This window comes from Verrucomicrobiaceae bacterium (genome assembly GCA_016713035.1).
In the GTDB taxonomy this organism is placed as follows: Bacteria; Verrucomicrobiota; Verrucomicrobiia; order Verrucomicrobiales; family Verrucomicrobiaceae; genus Prosthecobacter.
Genome location: JADJPW010000007.1, coordinates 337,856 through 357,711, shown reverse-complemented (window position 1 = coordinate 357,711; position 19,856 = coordinate 337,856). Strand labels below are relative to the sequence as shown.

Here is a 19,856-nt window from a genome sequence, read left to right as displayed (position 1 = left end):
CACTCTTATGGTCGAATATCATCGCTCCAATCACGGCGACGGCAGTACTGCCGCGCTCTCTGCTCCGCGCATCTGCATCGTCGGCGTCGGCGGCTCCGGCTCCAATGTCATTGACCGTATCACGCTCGATCGCATCGTCGATGCCACACTCGTCTGCATGCACACAGACGTGCGCGTGCTCGGCCACAGCATGGCACCCGTGAAGGTCCAGCTCGGTGTGGAAATCATGAAGGGTATCGGCGCAGGTGGTGATCCAGATCTCGGACGCGAGGCCGCTTTATTCAGCCGTGAGCAGATTCGCCAGTCCATCGACGGGCATGACATCATCTTCATCAGCGCCGGTCTCGGCGGCGGCAGTGGCAGTGGCGCTGCACCCGTCATCGCAGAGATCGCGAAGAACACGGGTGCCCTCGTCATCGTCGTGGCCACCATGCCCTTCAGCTTTGAAGGACGCCGCCGTCTCGGGCAGGCAGAAGAAGCGCTCGAGCTCCTGCAAAAGCGCTGTGATGCGCTCATCCTCTTTGAGAACAATCGCATGGGCGAGCTCGTCCTACCGAAAGATGGCATCCAAAAGGCCTTCACCCAGGCAGATCAGCTCATCGCCCAGGCACTCCGCGCTGTCTCCACCATCACGGCGACGCCAGGCATCGTCAAACTCGGCCTCGATGACCTCACCTCCGCACTCCGCACGGCCAATGGGCGCTGCCTCTTCGGCTTTGGCGAGGCACGCGGCCAGAATCGCGGCACCGAGGCGGTCAAAAAAGCCCTCAAGAGCCCCCTCATCGACCAAGGCCGCCTTTTGAGCCACACACAGACCCTCCTCGTCCATGTCGCGGGTGGAGAGTCACTCACGCTCATCGAAGTCGAAGGCATCATGAAGAGCCTCGGCAAATATGTGCCTGACAGCACACACATGCTCTTTGGGCTCGCCGTTAATCCGAAGCTCGGTGACTCCGTCGCCGTCACGCTCATCAGCTCCCTCGGCCTCACGCAGCTCAATGCACATGCTGCTGCTGCGCCCCCTGCGGAGATGATGCCCACTGCGCCCGCCAAGCGTGAAAAACGCCTCACCACGCCGCCACCGCCACCAGCTCCCGTGAACGATTTGCTCTTCAGAGAAGAAGAAATCGTCCCACCGGCCCCAGAGCCCGAAATCATCGAAAAAGTCGAAAACCGCGAGGAACCCGCTCCTGAGCCCGAAATGGAAGAAATCGCTCCAGAGCCGGAAATCACTGCCCCAGAGGCCGAAATCGAGCCTGAAATGGCCGATGAAGAGCCTGAGGAGGCCTATACACCCCCTCCCGCACCTCCTGCGCCCGTCATCACTGCCCGCGAGAGCAAGCCTCTCGCCACCGTGGTCTCACGCACCGTCACCCTGCAAACCGATCCACCCCCCGTGCAGGACGACATGCTGGTCTTTGAAGATGCGCCTGCCGCTCCCGCGCCCAAGCCCGCACCTGCCAGCCGCCGCACCATCGCCATTGAGCAGCCCAGCCTCGATCTGACCACCGAGCAAGATCGTGGCCGCTTCAAGGACACAGAGCCCTCCGTCGTCGAAGGCGAGGATCTCGATGTCCCCACCTGGAAGCGCATCAAGATGAAGCTCAAACGCTGAATCCGCCTATGAACTGCCCGTGTGGCATCCTCGCGCTCCTCTTCGCCACCTCTGCGGCGGCGCAGATCGCCACACCCACCACGCCATCCCGCTTCAGCCAGCGTGAAGTCACTGGTGGCAGCAGCACCGGCACTGCCAGTGTCAATGTCCAGGCACCCAAGGGTGACTCCACCGCACGTCTCGTCAGTCATTATTCCTTTGGCGAGGCCCGGCAGTGGAAGAGCACGGATGGCCGCAGCCTCATCGGCAAAATGATCGCCTTTGAAGACATCATCATCGAGAAAAAAGCCGCCACTGCCGGAGAGGCTGCCGCCGCGCTCAAGACCGCACCCGCGCCGCCTCCACCGGCCAAATTCACGCTCCTACGCGATGGGAAAATCCGCCTGCTCGTCAACAACAAGCCCTTCGAGATCCCTCTCGATCGTCTCAGTGACGAGGACCGTGCCTTTGCGAAGAAAGTCGATGATACGGTGAATCCCAAAGCAGGGAGCCAGTAAGGGCACCGCAGTGCCTACTGCTCCCACGCCTTTGCCCTTTCCAGCGCACGGGCCCAAGTCGCCATCACCTGCGCTCTCGCCGCTGGTTTGAGCTTTGGTTTGAAGCGCTGGTCTGCCTTCCAGTGCTTGGCGAAGTCGCTTGTGCTCTTCCAGAATCCCGTGGCCAGTCCAGCGAGGCATGCGGCACCTAGCGCCGTCGTTTCATTCACCTTCGGACGCACCACAGGCACACCGAGCAGATCTGCTTGGCGCTGCATGAGTAGGTTATTGAGTGAGGCCCCGCCATCCACGCGGAGCTCCTTCAGCCGGATGCCAGAGTCTGCCTGCATGGCAGTCAAAATATCTGCCACCTGGAGTGCGATGGATTCCAGTGCAGCACGGGCAATGTGTGCCCGTGTGGTGCCGCGTGTGATGCCCACCATGGTGCCGCGTGCATACGCATCCCAGTGCGGAGCACCCAGCCCGGCAAATGCCGGCACGAGAAACACACCACCCGTGTCTGGCACACTCGCCGCGAGTGACTCCACCTCCGCAGAGCTCTGGATGATGCCCAGACCATCTCGCAGCCACTGCACCACCGCACCTGCGATGAAGACGCTGCCCTCCAGTGCATACTCCGTCTTTCCACCGATGCGCCACGCCACCGTGGTGAGCAGTTTGTTTTTGGAGGTGATCGGCTTGCTGCCGGTATTCATCAGCATGAAGCAGCCTGTGCCATACGTGTTCTTCACCATGCCGGGCTGCGTGCACACCTGGCCAAAGAGCGCCGCCTGCTGATCACCTGCGATGCCGGCGATGGGGATACTGCCGCCGAGCAGCGTCGTCTCACCGAAGCTGCCGCTGCTGTCACGCACCTCTGGCAGCATGCTGCGCGGAATGCCGAAGAGTTTGAGCAGCTCCTCATCCCAGGTGCCTTTACGGATGTCGTAAAGCATGGTGCGTGAGGCGTTGCTCACATCCGTCGCATGCACGGTGCCACCCGTGAGATTCCACAGCAGCCAGGTGTCGATGGTGCCAAAAGCGAGGCGGCCCTTTGCCGCGAGCTGGCGGGCTCCCTTCACATTTTGCAGCATCCACTGCACCTTCGTGGCGGAAAAGTAGGCATCCACCACGAGGCCAGTTTTCTTGGTGATCATGCGGTCGAGTTTTTTCTTCCGCAGCGCATCGCAGGCCGGTGCCGTGCGTCGATCCTGCCACACGATGGCATTGCAAATGGGCCAGCCTGTCTCGCGATCCCACACCACCGTCGTCTCACGCTGATTGGTGATGCCGATGGCGGCCACCTCTGCTGCTTGCGCCTTCGCTTTGCTCAGTACCTCGCGTGCGACACCGAGCTGCGTGTCCCAGATGGCCTGCGGATCATGCTCCACCCAGCCCGGCTTCGGGAAAATCTGTGGGAACTCCTTCTGCGCCACCGCGACGACTGTGCCATCGTGATTGAATAAAATAGCACGCGAGCTGGTGGTGCCTTGATCGAGAGCGAGGATGTATTTCATGGCTGCGACATGTTTTAGCGGGTCGCCGCATCCGCCGTCAAGACTGGAGGGCTCAGCCTCTCTTTTTCTGCCTTGTGCCCGGAAAGCCTGCCTTCGCGTGCTTCACCATCTCTGCGAAGAGCGTCTGCCCGATGCCCCTCACCCGTGTGACATCCGTGACCCGCGCAAAAGGCCGCGCTGCGATGATGGCCTCTGCTTTGGCCTCACCGACTCCTGGCAGCGTCATCAGTGCTGACTTGCTGCCAAAGCCCAGTAGATCCTGCAAAGCATACCGCTGCGCATCTGTCATGCTCTGTGCGATGGCCTCGATCATCGCCGGAGTGCGCGGCTCTGCGGATGGCTCCGCCCCCAGTGCCCACGGAGTGAGCATCAGCAGGACCAGGAGGCGGCACCAGCGCATGATCAGCAGCAGCGGCTTATTTCTTCTTCGTAGTCGTGCTCTTCTTCTTTTTCGGCTCTTCCTTCTTCTTTGTGTCGCCTTTGGGAGCCTCACTCTTCGCCGCATCCGCTTTGGGGAAGCCCGCCTTCGCATACGCGACCATTTCTGCGAACGTACCCTCACCGACGCCATCGACTTCCGCCGCATTTGTCACATCTTTAAAGGGGCGAGCTTTCTTGATCGCTGCAGCACGGGTCTCACCGATGCCGGGGATCGCCACCAGGTCGGCCTCGCTACCTGAATTCAGCAGATCGAGCAGTTTTGTGCGCTGCGTCGGAGTGAGGTTTTTTGCGATAGCCTCGATCTTGGCCGGGCTTTTTTCCGTGGCCTCGACGGGGGCTTTTTTCGGGGTGGATTTCTTCTTCGCAGGCGCATCTGCGGCCTGGACCGCAAGGCTGAGGAAGGAAACGGCAAGGAGTGATAGCAGCGTTTTCATGGGATTTGTCGTATAACAAAAAGGCCCACTCCTTGGCTACAAAAATCCTGCCGCGCAGCCGCACCCGCAACAGCCGCACTGGCTATAATCTGCCCGCAAACGTGGAATTGGCATTTTGGGCGATGATTGAATAGGATCGCCCCGCACACATCCAAAACGACCGCCATGCAAAACAACCCTCCCTCCGCCACCACCTCCTCCTCGCTGCCAAAGCGCTCCCTCTGGCGGCACCCGCTCGTCATCACGCTCTGCGTGCTCCTCGGTCTGGCCGGCATCGCCACCGCCGCCGCAGGCATTTGGTGGAAGACCAACTTCGACCCTGATCCCTTCAAGCCCGTGGCCCTCACCGCGCAGGAGCAGCAGGAGTTCGACACCAAGCTCGCAGCCTTCAGCGGCGAAAAGCCACCCGCTGCACCCGCGAGTGTCCCCACACCCGATGTCCCCGCTCCCACACCCACCACCGATCTGCAAAAGCGCACCCTCGTGCTCACGGAAAACGAAGTGAATGCCTGGCTCGCCAAAAACCAGTTCGGCGAAAACGTGCAAGTGCGCTTCGAGAACGGCAAAATCGCCGCCGATGCCATCCTCGTCCTGCCCGATGATCTGCCCATGCTCGCTGGCCAAAAAGTGCGCATCAAGCTCGCCCTCGCTGCCCATCTCGATGACGTCAGCCGTCACTTTGCCATCCTCGTCGAAGACGTCACCGTCGGCGGCATGTCCCTCCCGAACGCCTGGATCGGCGAGCTCAAAGGCACCAACCTCGTCGATCAATCCGCCAAGATCGACCCCGCCACCGAGCAGTTCCTCAAAGGCATCCGCCACTTTGAGATCCGCGATAGCCACGCCGTCGTGACCCTCAACGAATAAGACCCCATCCTTCCCCCAAAACCCGGGCCTGCTCTTGCACTCGTACTGCTTGAGCAGGCCTTCGCCTTTTTGGGCTCCCGCATCCCTGTCGGCTACCACCAGCGCAACACCAAGCACATAAGGGTGCGAAGGAGCTAGAGCCGGGGTTATTCTGCTGCGCAGGCTCTGCGGTTTGGCTTCGCTGAGGTGATGCCGCTCTTCGCGGCCTAGAAGGGTTCAACGACAGGGGCCTTTGCTGGCTCGCTTAGGCTCGCAGCAATGCACCCTTCAATATTCGCCCTCGTGGTTGAGATGTGTCTTATTGATCAGCTATAAAAAGCGAATGTCGGCCGCTCGCAGCCGCTCGTCGATAGAAGTCTTTGGTCTCTTTAAAGTAGTCCCAGGTATACTCAAAGTCATCCTCAGACATGAAAATACCGTATTCATCCTTCGGCAAGGCCCAATACTTCTTGTGAAGCCAATCACGATCTAGGTGACGAATGGCCAGATCAACCTCCCTCACATCTTCTGGAAAGCACAGGCCAACGATCCAGTTGTCGGCTGTGTCGAATTCCTGGACACCAAGAATGCATTTAGCCATCGGATCCGATGGATCGGGCAGCATGTAACCATTGGTGAGACAACGATGAATGGCATCCCAACTCTTGTCGACAGATGTCACCCAATCCGGTTCGCAGCGAATATACAAAGTCTCGTTTGCAAACTCCATCATTTCGTAACTGTCTGAAGCCAATGAAGCAAACTCACTGACATCAGCATCAGTGAGACCGAGAAAGTAGCCGCGACAGGACATGGAGAGACTCTATTTCTTGGGCGAATCTGATTCGTCCACTGAATAAGTTGCCAGGCTCAAAATTGTCATTGTCGTTGCCGAATCGCTTAACTTTGCTCACCAGGGTCCAGGGAGGGGGCAACAATAAAATCTCAGCAAGCTATTCGTGGTGTTGGCTGTGCTCAGGAGTCCTCTCCAGGTTTGGACGGTTCAACGGTACCCCTGCTGACCCACAGTGCGCGTAGGGCAAGGACAAAGGTAAAGAGTGGAACAACCAGAAGGGCCTGGAGTCCGTCGGAGAATCTCGTCAAGACACGAACAAGGGTGTTCCAAGTGCTCTGCCCGGACTTCCAAGCCAGTCTAGCTTCATTCTGTGCACTTTCGATAGTCGAGGATCGCTGTATGCGTGATTCGATCTTCTGTGCTGTCTGCCGAGCGGTCTCCTCAGTTCCCTTGAGAGCAGTCGCACGACTTGCGAAGTGAATGCTTAAGACACCCAACGTGGCGAACACAACGATATGCATCGCTGCGATAACCTTGAGTACTTGCCTGAGTCTATCAGTGGTAGTCATGTCCTAGTTCGTGGAGCGTGGTCTTGTAGTTTGGCCGAAGGATGAGCGCATGCATCCATACTACCGTTTGGCGAAAGTCGTCAGTGGCTTCCCCTCCAAAAAGAGAAGCCGTGTCTCGGGGCCCTCCAGAAGGTGCTGCTCCATGTGGGGTGCCAGTTTTTCCGGCTGGCGGGGGAACATCTCGGCGAGCTGGAGCAACAACTTTGTTTGGGCATGCTATTCTTAGCCATATCAACGAAAAAGCTCCAACACGTAATAGACGACTGCGAGAATGAAGCCGAGAAAAGGCACCGCCAGCGGACGAGCAAAGTTGAGCGTCCAGCCAAGGCCCCGGATGCGCTTCGGAACGAAGATACGCGGATCTGATCTGCAAAAGTAGATGAACCCGAGTTTCCAGTTGTTAGCGTCGAAGTAATTTCGATCAAATGTCGATGTGCTCATGGCGTCCATGTGGTTTGGAGTTCAGAGTCTGTCTGAGAGACAGGGCGACGTATTGGTTGAGCGAACAAATCGGATGAGAAGCACCTTTGTCGGCTTTGTAGCAAATGCTCGTCATGGTTACTTCGTCATCATATCCTGCGAGTTGATATTGTATCCCTGCAAAGTACAGGACCCTCCCGAAACGACAAAAGTAAAAGTCTCCACTCCCTTCCCTTGTTCAAACTCAGTGTTCTGAGTGATGACCACTGAAGTCTTCATGTTGAAGGTATTCACCCTCCAACCAGCACCGTTTGAATGCATGTGTTTGCCCAATTTGCGATGGATGGCTTCCAGTAGCTTCAAAAAGTCTGCCTCTGTGGCGGCGGCTCTTAAATCGGGGTGAGCGGAGTTGTAGAGCTCTTTGAACTTTTGCTCGTTGAACTTCTTGTGGAAGTCCACGATCGCAGTGTCCGCAAGTGACTTGGCCTGCGTCATGTCCTTGCATGAGGTGAGGGATAGAAGCCCGGCTAGGAGTGTGAGGATGAGTCTGCGATTCATGGTTCGTGGAGTGTTGAGGTAGGAGAATGTTTGTTTAGCTACACAAAATTTTGGACGATCCAGATTCGTTAACAGAATAATATCTCAGCAGGCTATTCCTCTGGAACCGCCCGGTTCGGAAACCCATGCCGGGTGGTGTGGGAGGGGTGACAGGCGCAATCCTGTCACCTCGACCCGATTCGCCCCTGTTGGTCCTCTGGTGATGTTCATGCCTCACCCTCCTTGGAGCGTCCAAACAGACGCCGAAACAGGCGCTCTGCTGGATCAACGCATAGGTGTAAGGCTGCGACGATCGTGGGCGGCCAAAGCCAAGCCCACTCGAAAGGGGAACCAATCGCTCGATAGAACGGATCTATGATATGATGGGCAGTGGGCGCAAAGACAATGAAAAGGAAGAAAACCTCAAGGATGGTCAGAGGGAATAGACCAACTCGGAAGCAAAACCAAGCCGCAAGCCCTATGGTGAGCCAAGCGATGACAAGCGGATAGCCCACAGTGACGAGGGACCACCGCTCCAAGAGCGATTGCCGTCCGAAGAAGACCAGACCAATCGTGACTAGTAGCCAAGAAAACGCGGCCACTCGATGACGAATCCCAAAATCCCGCCGAATGGTGAACCAGCTCCAAAACAGCGGGAGCACGAAGACGCCGAGCCAGAAGAAGGTGCGTTCTCGTGTGTCTCTCATGGCGATGGACTCGGTTGGTTGGGCGAACGTTGTTTAGTCACAATAAACTGTGGGCGAATCAGATTCGTCCACCGTTTTTTGTGGACCAACAAAGTTGAATAAGTAGCCAGGATCAAAGTTGTCATTGTTGTGGCCGATTCACTTAATTTTGCCCTACAGGGTCCAGGGAGGGGAACAACATAATATCTCAGCAAGCTATTCCTAGGACGCTGAGCCGACGAAGGCGGCAACGATCTGGATCAAGCTGCATCACGGAGCCGAGGTGAAAATCAAAGCTCAGTGATCTGACTGGAACCGCCCGGTGCGGAGCCGCATGCCGGGTGGTGTGGGAGGGGTGACAGGCGCAATCCTGTCACCTCCACCCGATTAGCCTTTGATTTGAGTCATGACTTCTTGATTCCAATTGTCCATGCTTCCGATGTTGCTGGAGTCTCATACATTGTGCCGCCTCCAAAATTTGCATGCATCCCGCCGTTATTCCGTGAGGAATGGGTTGGTTCTGGATCCTTATGACTTGGATTGAACCAAGGCTTCTTAATTTCGCTCCCGTCAACGTCCAACCAAACATGTTTCTCAAAGTCGAACGACACACCGATCCAAATGGTGTTATCCTTGCGGAGCCTGTTGATTTTCTCTCTCGCGCCCTCATTGGTTAAAAGCTCGTGTGAAAGCATGGTCAGGTCATTCTCCGAACACCACTTCACCGCGTCAGCCCATTTCAGCTTGCCTGGGCTCAATACCATCTGCGAACCTCTGAAGGAGATGTCATCAGCCTTCGTGTCGGGAGGTTGGGTAACAGCAGACGACTGAGGCGTAAGAGACTTCAGTTCAGTATCTACGGCTATAGCCGCTTCAAGGTTGCCCTCCTTGGTATAGCGCAACTTCAGCGCTCTCAGTGCATCGTCATACTTCTTGTCTAGCGGCGCGTTTGCCTGCTGTTTGGCGCGCTGCCAACTCTCCCTGAGTCTCGACAAGTCGGGTGGATCGGCTGCCTGAGTCTCCTGTCCGAAGACGAACAGACTAAGTAATGCGAGTATCGCTCTGGTCATTGGTGTTCTGCGCATGGTGGTGACTTCGTTTCTTGGGCGAACGTTGTTTAGTCACAATAAATTGTGGGCGAATCTGATTCGTCCACCGTTTTTTGTGGATTAACTGGGTTGGGTTGGGTTGGGGTTCCGGGTTCCAGGTTGTTACGGTGTGGGTGGCGGTGGCGGAGGTGGCGCGGGGTCTTCCGGCGACTCGGGGTTCTCCAGCAGGTGCTGCTGCATGTAGAGGGGCAGCTTTTCGGGCTGGCGGGGGAACATCTCGGCGAGCTTGATGAGATTGAGGAAGAGCATGAGTTGCAGGTTTTCGCGGGCCAGCTTTTTGCCTTCTTGCGTGACGGTCTTGGCGCCGGTGGTGGCCTCACTGGCGGTGTAGAGGGCGGTCCACTGGGTTTTCAGGTTCGTGGCGGCGGTGACGGTGGCCGGGGCGAGGGAGGCGGCATTGGCCTGCGCGGCGGCGAGCAGGGTGCCGAGATGGGAGTCGAGCTGGTCGTCGCGGCAGGTGCCGAAGACCGTGCGGCCCTCTGGCAGCGCCTCGATGAGTTTGGGCGAGTTCGCACCAAAGGCGGCGATGAAGCCGGCCTCGATGCGTTTGACCTCCGGCGGCACCGTTTCGGCGCGGAAGGCATCCTTGGCCGCTTTGGCCGCCATGCGGGCACCGAGCCGCGTCTGGTCCTGCGTGACGCAATCCGCCACCTGAGCTAGCGCGGGCGTGGTGGCGGCGAGGCGGTCAGTGAGTTCGCCACCGGGATTATTGGCCACCGTGCGCTGCACATGGTCGGTGGTGAAGGCGACGAGCTCATCCATGCTGATGTTGGGATCGTCGAAGGGGTTTTCGAGGAAGGAGGTGAGCGTTCTCATATGGGTAGGATGGGCGTCGGGTGAGTCCCAGCGCACGCCAGAGTCGAAAAAGGCGAAACCAAAGCGTGCCATAGCAGGTGAATGGGGTTGGTTATTTGGAGATTAGCGAAAAAAGTCTGTTGCAGACAAGGAAAATGACGAGCAAGGAATGTGGTTTAATTCCGTAAAAATACGAAAAAGCCCCGTAAAATCAGAAACTGCCGGAAAATCACCTTTTCACGCCCTCAAGCCCCCAAACCCGGCGGGAAAACGGTTGGAGAGCAGCTCAAGGCCTGTGAGTGACCGGGGAAGTGTCTGGAAAGCAGCTCAAGGCCTGTGAGTGGCCGGGGAAGTCTTTGGAAAGCAGCTCAAGGCCTGTGAGTGACCGGGGAAGTGTTTGGAAAGCAGCTCAAGGCCTGTGAGTGACCGGGGAAACGTTTGGAAAGTCGCTCAAGGGCTGTGAGTGACCGGGGAAACGTTTGGAAAGCAGCTCAAGGGCTGTGAGTGGCCGGGGAAACGTTTGGAAGGCGGCTCAAGGCCTGTGAGTGGCCGGGGAAACGTTTGGAAGGCGGCTCAAGGGCTGTGAGTGGGCGGGGAAGTGTTTGGAAAGCAGCTCAAGGCCTGTGAGTGACCGGGGAAGTATTTGGAAAGCCGCTCAAGGCCTGAGAGTGACCGGGGAAGTGTTTGGAAGGCGGCTCAAGGCCTTTGAGTGGCCGGGGAAACATTTGGAAGGCGGCTCAAGGCCTGTGAGTGACCGGGGAAGTCTTTGGAAAGCGGCTCAAGGCCTGTGAGTGGCCGGGGAAGTCTTTGGAAAGCGGCTCAAGGCCTGTGAGTGGCCGGGGAAGTCTTTGGAAAGTCGCGGAAGGCCTGCGGAATTGATTCGATGTCTTTAAACACCCACGGGTGAAGGCTCGCGGCAGCGTTTTGGAGTGCGCCAGTCCTCTGGCGCTTTCGAGCGTGGCCAGTCCTGCGGAAAGCTCCACAGGGGTGGAGCAGTCCCGAACGCTGTCGCGCCACGCCGACACGGAAGGAACAAGATCAAGAACCGGAAGGGCGGCTCCAGCAGGTGAAGAGGGCTTCTTGGGTGCTGCCCATGGCCTGAATGAAGGCACCGTGGTCGAAACCAGGGAGGGCGAGGAGGAGGTCGGCGAGTTCTTTTTCGCCACTGGCACCATGGGGGATGGAGCAGCCACCGGAGGTGCCGTGCAGGAGCCAAAAGGCATCAGGAGCGAAAGGGCCATCGCTGGTGGTCAGGATGTCCACTTTTTGGAGGTCGGCCCAATCGACACGTTCGGAGGTGTCATCTGGCCGGTAACAGATTACAAAGGTGTCCGTGATGGCGAGGACGTAATACCGCTCCGGCGGCAGCGGCGGAGGCGGGGGATCATCATCCATCGGGGCATCGGTCAGTTCTTCGACAGGTGCGGCCTGGGCGGGAGGCGGCGTGTGCTCCAGCGGGCGTTCCGAGAACCCGCTCGTGAGCTTCCCCACGATCCAAAAGGCCAGGAAGATGCAGAGGATCAGGCCCAGGAGAAGAAGGAGGGTTTGCGGGCTCATGGCGGGTAAGGGGAGGAGAGGTAGTATCCAAGGAGAGGCCACTTGCCAAGTGCCGCTCCTTGCCGAATAGCCGTGTCGGCTGTTGGTCTTGCGCTTTACGAGCAGTTGGGAACTTTTAAACCGCTGATAGGACGCTAATCAGACGCTAATCCCAAACTCTTGATCAAGCGGGATTTGCAGAGCAAAAGGTTCGAGGACGAAGCAGGCGGAGCGGAGCGGATTGGAAGACTCTGTGAACCTCTGTGCCTCTGTGGTGAACTTCGGGGAGACGGTGGCGGATCACCTGCGGTGGGCGGGGAAGGGGAGGAGCTTTTGGACTTCTATGCTTTGTGTCGTTGGGTGTTGGGATTTTTTAACCGCTAATTCGACGCTAACATGACGCTAATCCCCCCAATCAAATATCAGCGTTAAATTAGCGTCCTATCAGCGGTTTAGATTCCCCCGAAGCATTACTTCTCACTTCTAACGTCTGACCTTCTGGGGGCTCGGAGCGGGAGGATCGAGGACGAGTTCGAGGAGGAGGACGAGGACGAAGTTGGCCGTGCGGAGCGGCTTGGACTCTACGCCCTTGGCTCTACGCTCTCCGCTTCTCCACTGCCGCGTTTGAGCATGATGCCCAGAAGGGCGATGTCGGCGGGGGTGACGCCTTGGAGTCTGGTGGCTTGGCCGAGGGTGGTCGGTTTGGCGGCGGTGAGGCGGTGGCGGGCTTCGGTTTTGAGGGCGGTGAGGGCGGTGTAATCGAAGTCGGTGGGGATGATTTTTTCCTCCATCCGGGCGGTGCGGGCGACCATGTCCTCCTGCCGGGTGATGTAGCCGGCGTATTTGATGTCGTTTTCGACCAAGGACCAGACTTCGGCGGTGAAGCGGTCGCGCAGCTCGGCGGGCAGGGAAGCGGGGGTGTTTTCGGGCCGGCGGAGCCATTTTTCGGCGGAGAGGCCGTCGAGGCGGGTTTCGGCCAAAAGAGCCTTCGCGGCGGAAATGGCGTCGATTTTGGCCTGGGTGTGCTTTTGGCGAAAATCGGAGACGAGGCCGATCTGGGCGGCGAGGGGGGTCAATCGGAGGTCGCAGTTGTCCTGGCGGAGGAGGAGGCGGTATTCGGCGCGGGAGGTGAAGAGGCGGTAGGGCTCGGTGGTGCCTTTGGTGACGAGGTCGTCGATCATGACGGCGAGGTAGGCCTGGCTGCGCTGGAGGAGGAATGGGGGGCGGCCCTGGACCTTCAGGGCGGCATTGGCCCCAGCGATGAGGCCCTGGCCGGCGGCTTCTTCATAGCCGGAGGTGCCATTGATCTGCCCGGCGAAGTAGAGGCCGGAGACACGCTTCGTCTCCAGGGTGGGTTGGAGCTGGGTGGGCGGGCAGTAGTCGTATTCGACGGCGTAGCCGGGGCGGACGATCTCGGCATTCTCCAGGCCGGGGATGGACCGGATGAAGTCATACTGGACCTCGAAGGGCAGGGAGGTGGAGACGCCGTTGACGTAGAATTCGCGGGTGTGGCGGCCCTCCGGCTCCAGGAAGATCTGGTGGCGCTCCTTTTCGGCAAAGCGGACGACCTTGTCCTCCACGGAGGGGCAGTAGCGGGGCCCCACGCCCTCGATTTTGCCCGAATACATGGCCGATTTGTGGATATTGGCCCGGATGATGTCGTGCGTCTGGGGGGTCGTGTAGGTGATCCAGCAGGGAATTTGTTCCACGTGGAACGTTACATCGCGCCAGGAGTTGAGGGTGAACTGGTTTGGTCCCGTGCTGGGAAGACTTGGAGAGGGGGAGACTGGGAGACCGTGAGAAGTAAGAGGTGAGAGGTGAGAGGTGGAGTCGCCTTCACCTCTGACTTCTGACTTCTGACTTCTCACCGCTGCGGCGGACTCTTCCGCCTCATCTTCCCCCAGCACGCCCGAGAGGTAGCTGAACCTCGGGGCGGGCTCGTCGCCGGGCTGGAGGTCGCACTTGGAGAAGTCGATGCTGCGGCTGTTCAGGCGGCAGGGGGTGCCGGTTTTGAAGCGCTGCACGTCGAAGCCGAGCTGGCGGAGGCTGTCGGACAGGGTGGAGATGCTGTCGCCCATGCGCCCGCCGGCCTGGTTCTGCTGGCCGACATGGAGCAGGCCGCGCATGAAGGTGCCGGAGGAAATGATGACCGCTTTGGCCCGGTAGATCATGCCGAGGGAGGTGCGCACGCCGGTGACGGCATCGTTTTCGACCAGGATCTCGGCGGCGTTGCCCTGGTGGAGGTCGAGGTTGGGCTGGTTCTCGATGAGCCACTTCATGCGGAACTGGTAGGCCTTCTTGTCGCACTGGGCACGGGGGGCCTGGACACTGGGGCCCTTGCGGGCATTCAGGAGGCGGAACTGGATGCCGGTGGCATCGGTGTTCCGGCCCATGACGCCGCCCAGGGCGTCGATCTCCCGGACGACGTGTCCTTTGGCGAGGCCGCCGATGGCGGGATTGCAGGACATCTGGGAGATGGTGTCGAGATTCTGGGTGAGGATGGCGGTGCGGCAGCCCATGCGTGCGGCGGCCATGGCGGCCTCGACCCCGGCGTGGCCGGCTCCGCAGACGATGACGTCGTAGTGGGTGGGGAAGGTGTACAGAGACATGGAGACAGGGAGAAGAGGAGACGGGGAGACGGGGAGACGGGGAGACGGGGAGACGGGGAGACGGGGAGACTGGGGTGGCGGATCGTCCTCGTCCTCCTACTCGAACTCGTCCTCGATTCAATGCGGGGTGAGGTGAGACGTTAGAAGTGAGTCGTCAGCCGGGAAGGGGAGAGTAGCACAGGTGAAGGGATTGTTCCATGTGGAACAAAGGGGTGGGAATGAGGTCACTCTAGCATCGAGAAGATAGAAACCGGAGTCGGAGCGGCAGACTTTCCAATCGCGAAAAGGACGCGGTTTTGATGCGAATGGAAAAGGCAAAATGGCGGCGTCATATCAGCGACGGATAAGCGGTTCAAGAAGACCCCACCGTGCCTCACTGGAGTTCAGTCCATGAAGGCAAAAGCAACTTCCAACTGATCACAGCGCCCGCTTGCCTTTGACCTCCATCCCGCTACTATCGCGGTCCTCCACAATGGCCAAGACAAAAGCCCCCTCCCCAACTGCCGCTGCTGCTGCAACCGTCGCTCCGTCGTCCCTGGCCGAGTTCGCCTCGGCTCCGATCAATCAGAAGCTGACGGCAGCTGACAAAGTGAATCTTTACCGCCAGATGGTGCGCATCCGCCGCTTTGAGCAGGAATCGCTGATCTATTATAACAAGAGCATGATGGGCGGCTTCTTGCACCTCTACATCGGCCAGGAATCGGTGGCGGTGGGCACGGTGTCGGTCATGGGGCCGGACGACCACGTCATCACGGCCTACCGCGATCACGGGCACGCTTTGGCCGTGGGCATGGGCATGAATGAGTGCATGGCAGAGCTTTTCGGCAAGGCGACGGGTTGCTCCCGTGGCAAGGGCGGCTCGATGCATTACTTTGCCCCAGACAAGAATTACTGGGGTGGTCACGGCATCGTGGCTGGCCAGACGCCGCTGGGCCTGGGCCTGGCTTATGGCCTGAAGTATCGCGGCATCAAAGGTGCTGCACTGTGCTTCCTCGGGGACGGTGCGGTGAACCAGGGTGCCTTCCATGAATCGTTGAATTTGGCCGAGCTCTGGGACCTACCCGTGATCTATGTGATCGAGAACAATGGCTACTCCATGGGCACCAGCCAAAAACGCTCCTCCGCCTACCCGGAGTGCCTGGCCCAACGTGCGGAAGCCTACGGCATGGCCTGGGAACGATTCAATGGCGAGGACATCTATGAAGTCCGCGCAGGTGTGGGCAAGGCCCTCGACCGAGCGCACAACGAATCGAAGCCCAGCATCCTGGAAATCTCCACCTACCGCTGGGAGGGCCATTCCGTGGCCGACGCGAACAAGTTCAAATACCGCACGAAGGAGGAAGTGGAGAAGTTCCAAAATGACCACGATCCGGTCATGGTCTGGAAGCGGAACCTGATCCAGGAAGGTGTGGCGACGGAGGAGGAGCTGAAAAAGATCGACAAAGAAGCACACAAAGAAGCGGAAGAATCCGCAGAGTTTGCTAAAAATAGTCCTTATCCTGAGCCGGAGACCATTTTCGAGGACGTGTACTGGGAAGTGGACAATAAAACCGAAGCCGGGCAGACCGGGCGGCATTTCTTCAACGACTAGCAGTCCTCAAGTCAGTGTATCCACCAGCACCGTGGCGATCATGGCCACGCTGATGCCGATGCGCAGAACGAGGCCGACGCCCGTGCCGACGATGGTGCCCCAGGTGCTTTTCATGGCGGGCTGCATGCGGCGCTTTGCAAAGATCATCTCAAAGGCAAATCCGCCGACGAGTGGACCGAGCAGCAAGCCAAAGGGGCCGAAAAAGATGCCTACCAGCCCGCCTACGAGCACACCCCAGATGCCCCAGGCACTGGCCCCGAACCACCGCGCCCCGACCATGCCGCTGAAGAAATCCACCGCGTAGGCTAGGCCGAAGAGCAGCACGAGGAGCACGATGCCCGGTGTGCTCATGCCGGACTCTGGGCGCAGAAAAGTGTGCAGCACACCCGCGATTACGATCAAGAACGGCCCTGGGAGAAAAGGGATGATCGCCCCGATGAATCCCACGACGAGCAGGGTGATGGTGAGCGACCACACGCCGAGGATTTCCCACGGGATGCCGCTGAAGAAGCCCGCGGTGGCCGTCCAGGCATCTGAGAGCCATTCCATCATGTGTTTGAGCACCTCCAGGTGATTTTTTGCTCGATCGGTGCTCGGACGCTGCGCGGCCAGTTCAGGCCTGCACGCGGCCATCCGAGGTAAAGGAGCCCCACGCAGCGATTTTCGCCCTTTAGGCCCAAAAAGCCGCGAAAGCGGTCTCCATCCAAAAGCGGCGGCGAGGACCAGTACGAGCCCAAACCGGCTGCGCAGGCACTGAGCATGAAGTTTTGCAAAGCGCAGGCCATGGCCTCGATTTCCTCGATCTCTGGGATCTTGGTGCCGCCGTTGCGCTGCATCTCGCAGGCGATGACGACGGGTGCGAGCAGGGGATTGGAGCCGATTTTTTCCAGCTTGTCTTCACGGAACTCGCTGGTGGGCGTCACATCACGGTAAGTCTGCTGCATGACACGAGCGAGCTCACTGCGGGCATCCTCTTGGAAGATATGGAAGTGCCAAGGCTCTGTGAGGCCGTGATTCGGAGCCCAGGTGGCATTTTCCAGCAGCTCCAGCAGCAGAGCGCGGTCCACGGCACGCGAGGGATCGAGATCCTGCGGTTTGATCGAGCGGCGGTGGCGGATGAGCGCGGTGGTTTGCGGCAGCGTGGGCAGCATGGCGCGGCTGATACACGCGCCACGACCAAAGAAAAGGCCGGATGCGCCAACCATGCACATCCGGCCTTGTTTTTTAACCTCAAGCACCAACTTGAAAAGCAGTCTGCTAGAAATTGATCTGCGCCTGCACGCCGAGGTAGTGGTAGTTCACATCGCGGTAGCGTGGGCTAGCAGCAGCAGCGGGATTGTCCGTGGTATTCGTGCGTGTGCCCATGGCATACATGAGGGTGAGCTCAAACTCTGGCCAGGGGATGTACTCGAAGCCGAGGGCGACTTCGTTGACGCGATTGCGCGGTGCATTGGCGGCGAATTTCCGTGCACCGTCAAATGTCTGCCAGCGCACGAATGGGATGAGCTCAGCCTGGTTTTCAAACACATGGCGATACACTGCCTGCACGAAGCCACCATTGAGGCTCTGACTGGTGATGGTGCGCAGGTCGTTGCTGAGCTGTGGGCCTTTGCCCCATGTCCATTCTGCTTCGAGGCCGAAGGGCTGCGGATAGAGGATAGCGTTCATCGCGAAGCGTGAATCCTGATGGCCGCGGGTGTCGAATGTCGGGGTGCCTACGCCAGGGATATTCGCCACCGTTGGCACGTAGCGACCATAGTAGTAGCTGGCGCCGAGCTCGAGGATCTGACCGTTTTGGAACTCGAATGGGTAAGCAAAGCGGGCGCTGTAATGCACGTCGCCATTGCGGTCGGCATTGTTGATGCCTTGGCCGCTGAAGACACCGAGATTGACCACACCGTAGTCGCCGGAGCCGCGCAGACCATTTTTGACTAGGTCTTTGAAGCGGTTGCGGATCGCATATGGAGCCCAGATGAAGTAAGCACCGAGATCACGCTCGCCTTCCACAGCGCTATTGAGTGCATCAGGACGCTCCAGCGCATAGCGGTTCTGGGAGGATTGTAGGTTCGAGAAGCCGTAGGGCACCTTGGAGAGACCGAGGCGCATGCGGAACTCGCGTGCGGGATCAAGCGAGATGTCTGCATACACATCGCGAGCTTGGAGGGCATTCACACCACCGACACTGGCCATGAAATCCGTTTGGAGGTAGAGGTAAACATGGTCTGTCACATCACCGCTTAGAACCAGCCGCCCACGACGGACGCCGAGGCTCTGCGTGTCGCTGACGAAGGAGTCATTCGCCTGGTGAAGGCCAGGACCATCATCATCACCGAGGATGCCGATGAAGCGGTTCTGGATGTAGCCACGTGCTTTGATGCGCTCATACCATTTATCGGAGAGCAGGGCATCTAGGTCCGCCTTGCTCAGGGTGGAGGGGCTGGTGTTGTCGCTGATTTTGCCTAGCACTTCTTTTTGCTTTGCAACGGTGGCCTGCAGATTCTGGATCTGTGCCTCATCGCGATCGAGGCGGCGTTCGAGCGAGCCGCTGCTGCTACTGGAGGCGGTGCTGCTTCTGCTAGAGCTGGAGCGGCCGCCTTCTTCTTCCCGCATCGTCTGCATGAGCAAATCATACTCATCGGCTGTGATAGAGCCTTTTTGCTTCATGATGTAGAAGAGCTTTTCCATCGCAGGACTGGCTGCGAGCGGCAGAGCAGGGGGCAGGGCCGCTAGAAGGGCCAGTGTGGTGGCGAGCAAGCGGGCAGGGCCGCGTCGTGGAGTGAACTTGAGCATGGAAGTGTGTGTTCAGTTGTAGTTTGCATGCTGCCGTTTTATTGATGGCAGCGGCTCTACTTTTGCCGTTCACGAAAGATCCTCGCGAGTCATCGAAGGTTACACTTCCGTCACTTAGACATGCCCAGTCGCTATGTGACGAAATCTTCACGCAGCATTAGTCGTCATCGAAGAAACGATCTTCAAGAGTGCAGGCCTCAACCCACCATTGCTTACACATGAAAAAACTCGCACTCACTCTCCTTGTCCTCGCTTCAGCAGCTGTGGCGCAGGCGCAATCGACCCTCCGTATCCGTGGTTCCGACACGCTCGGTGCCAAACTCATCCCCTCATTGGCTGAGTCATTCAAGAAAACAGGCGGCAAAGTGAGCTTTGACATCGCCGCAGAAGGCTCCTCCACGGCATTCACCAACCTCGCCTCTGGCACAGCAGAGATCGGCATGTCTTCCCGCAAGGCGAAGGCAGATGAGCGCACCCTCTGCCGCAGCAAGGGCGTCGCCTTGAATGAAATCGAAATCGCCTGGGACATGATCACCATCGTCGTGAGCAGCAAAAACAGCGTCAGTGACCTCTCGAAGAAACAGGTCATGCAGATCTTCGCTGGCGACATCACGGATTGGAGTGAAGTCGGCGGCACACCAGGACCGATCAGCGTTTATACCCGCAACACCTCCTCTGGCACCTACAAGGACTTCATGACCTTGGCCATGAAGGGTCGCGAGTATGGCAAGAGCAGTCAGAAAATGGCCGGTAACGAGCAAATCGCTGCCGAAGTGGGCAGCAATCCGAACGGCATCGGCTACGTCGGCTATGCTTATGCAGGTGCCAAAGGCACAAAAATCGTCACCATCGACGGCAAAGCCCCAAATCCAGCCGCAGTGAAGAGCTACCCTCTTTCCCGCCCTACCTACCTCTACACCGCAGGTGAGCCTGCTGGCACGACAAAGGATTTCATCGACTTCTGCCGTAGCGCCGCTGGTGAGGCCATCATCTCCAAAGCTGGCTTTGTCGCTCTTTCTGCAAAATAATCGTCATTTGACCTCTTCAACAACCGGCGGCAGGAAAAACATCCTCCGCCGGATTTTTTTG

The 19,856-nt window shown here is 58.6% G+C and carries 18 protein-coding genes; 5 read left to right on the top strand and 13 right to left on the bottom strand.

What is annotated here, in order from left to right; translation table 11 throughout:
• The first annotated feature begins 7 nt into the window (after positions 1-7).
• Both IPK32_21000 and IPK32_20995 read left to right on the top strand, forming a co-directional pair.
• Positions 8-1,615 carry a cell division FtsZ family protein gene (locus tag IPK32_21000; protein ID MBK8094369.1) on the top strand — a complete coding sequence of 536 codons (1,608 nt, stop codon included), beginning with the start codon at positions 8-10 and terminating at the stop codon, positions 1,613-1,615.
• 8 nt (positions 1,616-1,623) lie between these two features.
• Entirely contained in the window at positions 1,624-2,112 is a 489-nt protein-coding gene (locus tag IPK32_20995; protein ID MBK8094368.1) for a hypothetical protein, read from the top strand.
• Positions 2,113-2,126: 14 nt separating this feature from the next.
• Here the strand turns inward: IPK32_20995 and glpK are convergent, their stop codons facing one another.
• From glpK to IPK32_20980, 3 genes are read right to left on the bottom strand one after another with little or no spacing between them, the layout of a single operon-like run.
• A complete protein-coding gene (gene glpK, locus IPK32_20990; protein MBK8094367.1) occupies positions 2,127-3,608 on the bottom strand; it encodes a glycerol kinase GlpK in 1,482 nt (493 codons plus the stop codon).
• Positions 3,609-3,660: 52 nt separating this feature from the next.
• Positions 3,661-3,978, bottom strand: a complete 318-nt coding sequence (locus tag IPK32_20985) for a helix-hairpin-helix domain-containing protein (GenBank protein MBK8094366.1) — start codon at positions 3,976-3,978, stop codon at positions 3,661-3,663.
• A 46-nt stretch (positions 3,979-4,024) separates the two neighbouring features.
• The gene (locus tag IPK32_20980) at positions 4,025-4,483 is read right to left on the bottom strand and encodes a hypothetical protein (GenBank protein MBK8094365.1); all 459 of its coding nucleotides are present in this window, start codon (positions 4,481-4,483) and stop codon (positions 4,025-4,027) included.
• A gap of 165 nt (positions 4,484-4,648) precedes the next feature.
• Between IPK32_20980 and IPK32_20975 the strand changes: the two genes are divergently transcribed.
• Positions 4,649-5,350 (top strand): hypothetical protein, encoded by a 702-nt coding sequence (locus IPK32_20975; GenBank protein MBK8094364.1) that lies wholly within the window; start codon positions 4,649-4,651, stop codon positions 5,348-5,350.
• A gap of 298 nt (positions 5,351-5,648) precedes the next feature.
• Here IPK32_20975 and IPK32_20970 read toward each other — a convergent pair whose 3' ends face one another.
• The 7 genes from IPK32_20970 to mnmG form a co-directional block, all read right to left on the bottom strand.
• The gene (locus IPK32_20970; protein ID MBK8094363.1) at positions 5,649-6,143 is read right to left on the bottom strand and encodes a DUF1877 family protein; all 495 of its coding nucleotides are present in this window, start codon (positions 6,141-6,143) and stop codon (positions 5,649-5,651) included.
• A 782-nt stretch (positions 6,144-6,925) separates the two neighbouring features.
• A complete protein-coding gene (locus tag IPK32_20965) occupies positions 6,926-7,135 on the bottom strand; it encodes a hypothetical protein (protein ID MBK8094362.1) in 210 nt (69 codons plus the stop codon).
• Between the two features lie 117 nt (positions 7,136-7,252).
• Positions 7,253-7,672 carry a hypothetical protein gene (locus tag IPK32_20960; GenBank protein ID MBK8094361.1) on the bottom strand — a complete coding sequence of 140 codons (420 nt, stop codon included), beginning with the start codon at positions 7,670-7,672 and terminating at the stop codon, positions 7,253-7,255.
• A gap of 1,069 nt (positions 7,673-8,741) precedes the next feature.
• Positions 8,742-9,422, bottom strand: a complete 681-nt coding sequence (locus IPK32_20955; protein ID MBK8094360.1) for a C-type lectin domain-containing protein — start codon at positions 9,420-9,422, stop codon at positions 8,742-8,744.
• 126 nt (positions 9,423-9,548) lie between these two features.
• Positions 9,549-10,262, bottom strand: coding sequence for a hypothetical protein (locus IPK32_20950; protein ID MBK8094359.1), 714 nt, complete (start codon positions 10,260-10,262; stop codon positions 9,549-9,551).
• A gap of 1,017 nt (positions 10,263-11,279) precedes the next feature.
• Positions 11,280-11,798, bottom strand: coding sequence for a hypothetical protein (locus IPK32_20945; GenBank protein ID MBK8094358.1), 519 nt, complete (start codon positions 11,796-11,798; stop codon positions 11,280-11,282).
• A 560-nt stretch (positions 11,799-12,358) separates the two neighbouring features.
• Entirely contained in the window at positions 12,359-14,386 is a 2,028-nt protein-coding gene (mnmG, locus tag IPK32_20940; GenBank protein ID MBK8094357.1) for a tRNA uridine-5-carboxymethylaminomethyl(34) synthesis enzyme MnmG, read from the bottom strand.
• Positions 14,387-14,858: 472 nt separating this feature from the next.
• On the opposite strand from mnmG, the gene pdhA reads away from it, so the two are divergent.
• Positions 14,859-15,977, top strand: coding sequence for a pyruvate dehydrogenase (acetyl-transferring) E1 component subunit alpha (pdhA, locus tag IPK32_20935; protein ID MBK8094356.1), 1,119 nt, complete (start codon positions 14,859-14,861; stop codon positions 15,975-15,977).
• Positions 15,978-15,983: 6 nt separating this feature from the next.
• On the opposite strand, the gene IPK32_20930 is transcribed toward pdhA, so the two are convergent.
• From IPK32_20930 to IPK32_20920, 3 genes are read right to left on the bottom strand one after another with little or no spacing between them, the layout of a single operon-like run.
• On the bottom strand, positions 15,984-16,529 hold the full coding sequence (locus tag IPK32_20930) for a DUF456 domain-containing protein (GenBank protein MBK8094355.1): 546 nt from the start codon (positions 16,527-16,529) through the stop codon (positions 15,984-15,986).
• Positions 16,526-17,182 carry a nitroreductase gene (locus IPK32_20925; protein MBK8094354.1) on the bottom strand — a complete coding sequence of 219 codons (657 nt, stop codon included), beginning with the start codon at positions 17,180-17,182 and terminating at the stop codon, positions 16,526-16,528. Before IPK32_20925 ends, IPK32_20930 begins: the two co-directional genes overlap by 4 nt.
• Before the next feature lie 52 nt (positions 17,183-17,234).
• The gene (locus IPK32_20920; GenBank protein MBK8094353.1) at positions 17,235-18,767 is read right to left on the bottom strand and encodes a porin; all 1,533 of its coding nucleotides are present in this window, start codon (positions 18,765-18,767) and stop codon (positions 17,235-17,237) included.
• A gap of 218 nt (positions 18,768-18,985) precedes the next feature.
• Between IPK32_20920 and IPK32_20915 the strand changes: the two genes are divergently transcribed.
• The gene (locus tag IPK32_20915; GenBank protein ID MBK8094352.1) at positions 18,986-19,795 is read left to right on the top strand and encodes a phosphate ABC transporter substrate-binding protein; all 810 of its coding nucleotides are present in this window, start codon (positions 18,986-18,988) and stop codon (positions 19,793-19,795) included.
• Positions 19,796-19,856: the final 61 nt, after the last annotated feature.

What these genes read in the sequence shown, in the direction of transcription:
- IPK32_20920 (MBK8094353.1), bottom strand. Translation starts at nt 18,767, where the DNA reads ATGCTCAAGTTCACTCCACGACGCGGCCCTGCCCGCTTGCTCGCCACC.
- IPK32_20960 (MBK8094361.1), bottom strand. Translation starts at nt 7,672, where the DNA reads ATGAATCGCAGACTCATCCTCACACTCCTAGCCGGGCTTCTATCCCTC.
- IPK32_20925 (MBK8094354.1), bottom strand. Translation starts at nt 17,182, where the DNA reads ATGGTTGGCGCATCCGGCCTTTTCTTTGGTCGTGGCGCGTGTATCAGC.
- IPK32_20970 (MBK8094363.1), bottom strand. Translation starts at nt 6,143, where the DNA reads ATGTCCTGTCGCGGCTACTTTCTCGGTCTCACTGATGCTGATGTCAGT.
- pdhA (MBK8094356.1), top strand. Translation starts at nt 14,859, where the DNA reads ATGGCCAAGACAAAAGCCCCCTCCCCAACTGCCGCTGCTGCTGCAACC.
- IPK32_20985 (MBK8094366.1), bottom strand. Translation starts at nt 3,978, where the DNA reads ATGCTCACTCCGTGGGCACTGGGGGCGGAGCCATCCGCAGAGCCGCGC.
- IPK32_20980 (MBK8094365.1), bottom strand. Translation starts at nt 4,483, where the DNA reads ATGAAAACGCTGCTATCACTCCTTGCCGTTTCCTTCCTCAGCCTTGCG.
- IPK32_20955 (MBK8094360.1), bottom strand. Translation starts at nt 9,422, where the DNA reads ATGCGCAGAACACCAATGACCAGAGCGATACTCGCATTACTTAGTCTG.
- IPK32_20930 (MBK8094355.1), bottom strand. Translation starts at nt 16,529, where the DNA reads ATGATGGAATGGCTCTCAGATGCCTGGACGGCCACCGCGGGCTTCTTC.
- glpK (MBK8094367.1), bottom strand. Translation starts at nt 3,608, where the DNA reads ATGAAATACATCCTCGCTCTCGATCAAGGCACCACCAGCTCGCGTGCT.
- IPK32_20945 (MBK8094358.1), bottom strand. Translation starts at nt 11,798, where the DNA reads ATGAGCCCGCAAACCCTCCTTCTTCTCCTGGGCCTGATCCTCTGCATC.
- IPK32_20950 (MBK8094359.1), bottom strand. Translation starts at nt 10,262, where the DNA reads ATGAGAACGCTCACCTCCTTCCTCGAAAACCCCTTCGACGATCCCAAC.
- IPK32_20915 (MBK8094352.1), top strand. Translation starts at nt 18,986, where the DNA reads ATGAAAAAACTCGCACTCACTCTCCTTGTCCTCGCTTCAGCAGCTGTG.
- IPK32_21000 (MBK8094369.1), top strand. Translation starts at nt 8, where the DNA reads ATGGTCGAATATCATCGCTCCAATCACGGCGACGGCAGTACTGCCGCG.
- IPK32_20975 (MBK8094364.1), top strand. Translation starts at nt 4,649, where the DNA reads ATGCAAAACAACCCTCCCTCCGCCACCACCTCCTCCTCGCTGCCAAAG.
- IPK32_20965 (MBK8094362.1), bottom strand. Translation starts at nt 7,135, where the DNA reads ATGAGCACATCGACATTTGATCGAAATTACTTCGACGCTAACAACTGG.
- IPK32_20995 (MBK8094368.1), top strand. Translation starts at nt 1,624, where the DNA reads ATGAACTGCCCGTGTGGCATCCTCGCGCTCCTCTTCGCCACCTCTGCG.
- mnmG (MBK8094357.1), bottom strand. Translation starts at nt 14,386, where the DNA reads ATGTCTCTGTACACCTTCCCCACCCACTACGACGTCATCGTCTGCGGA.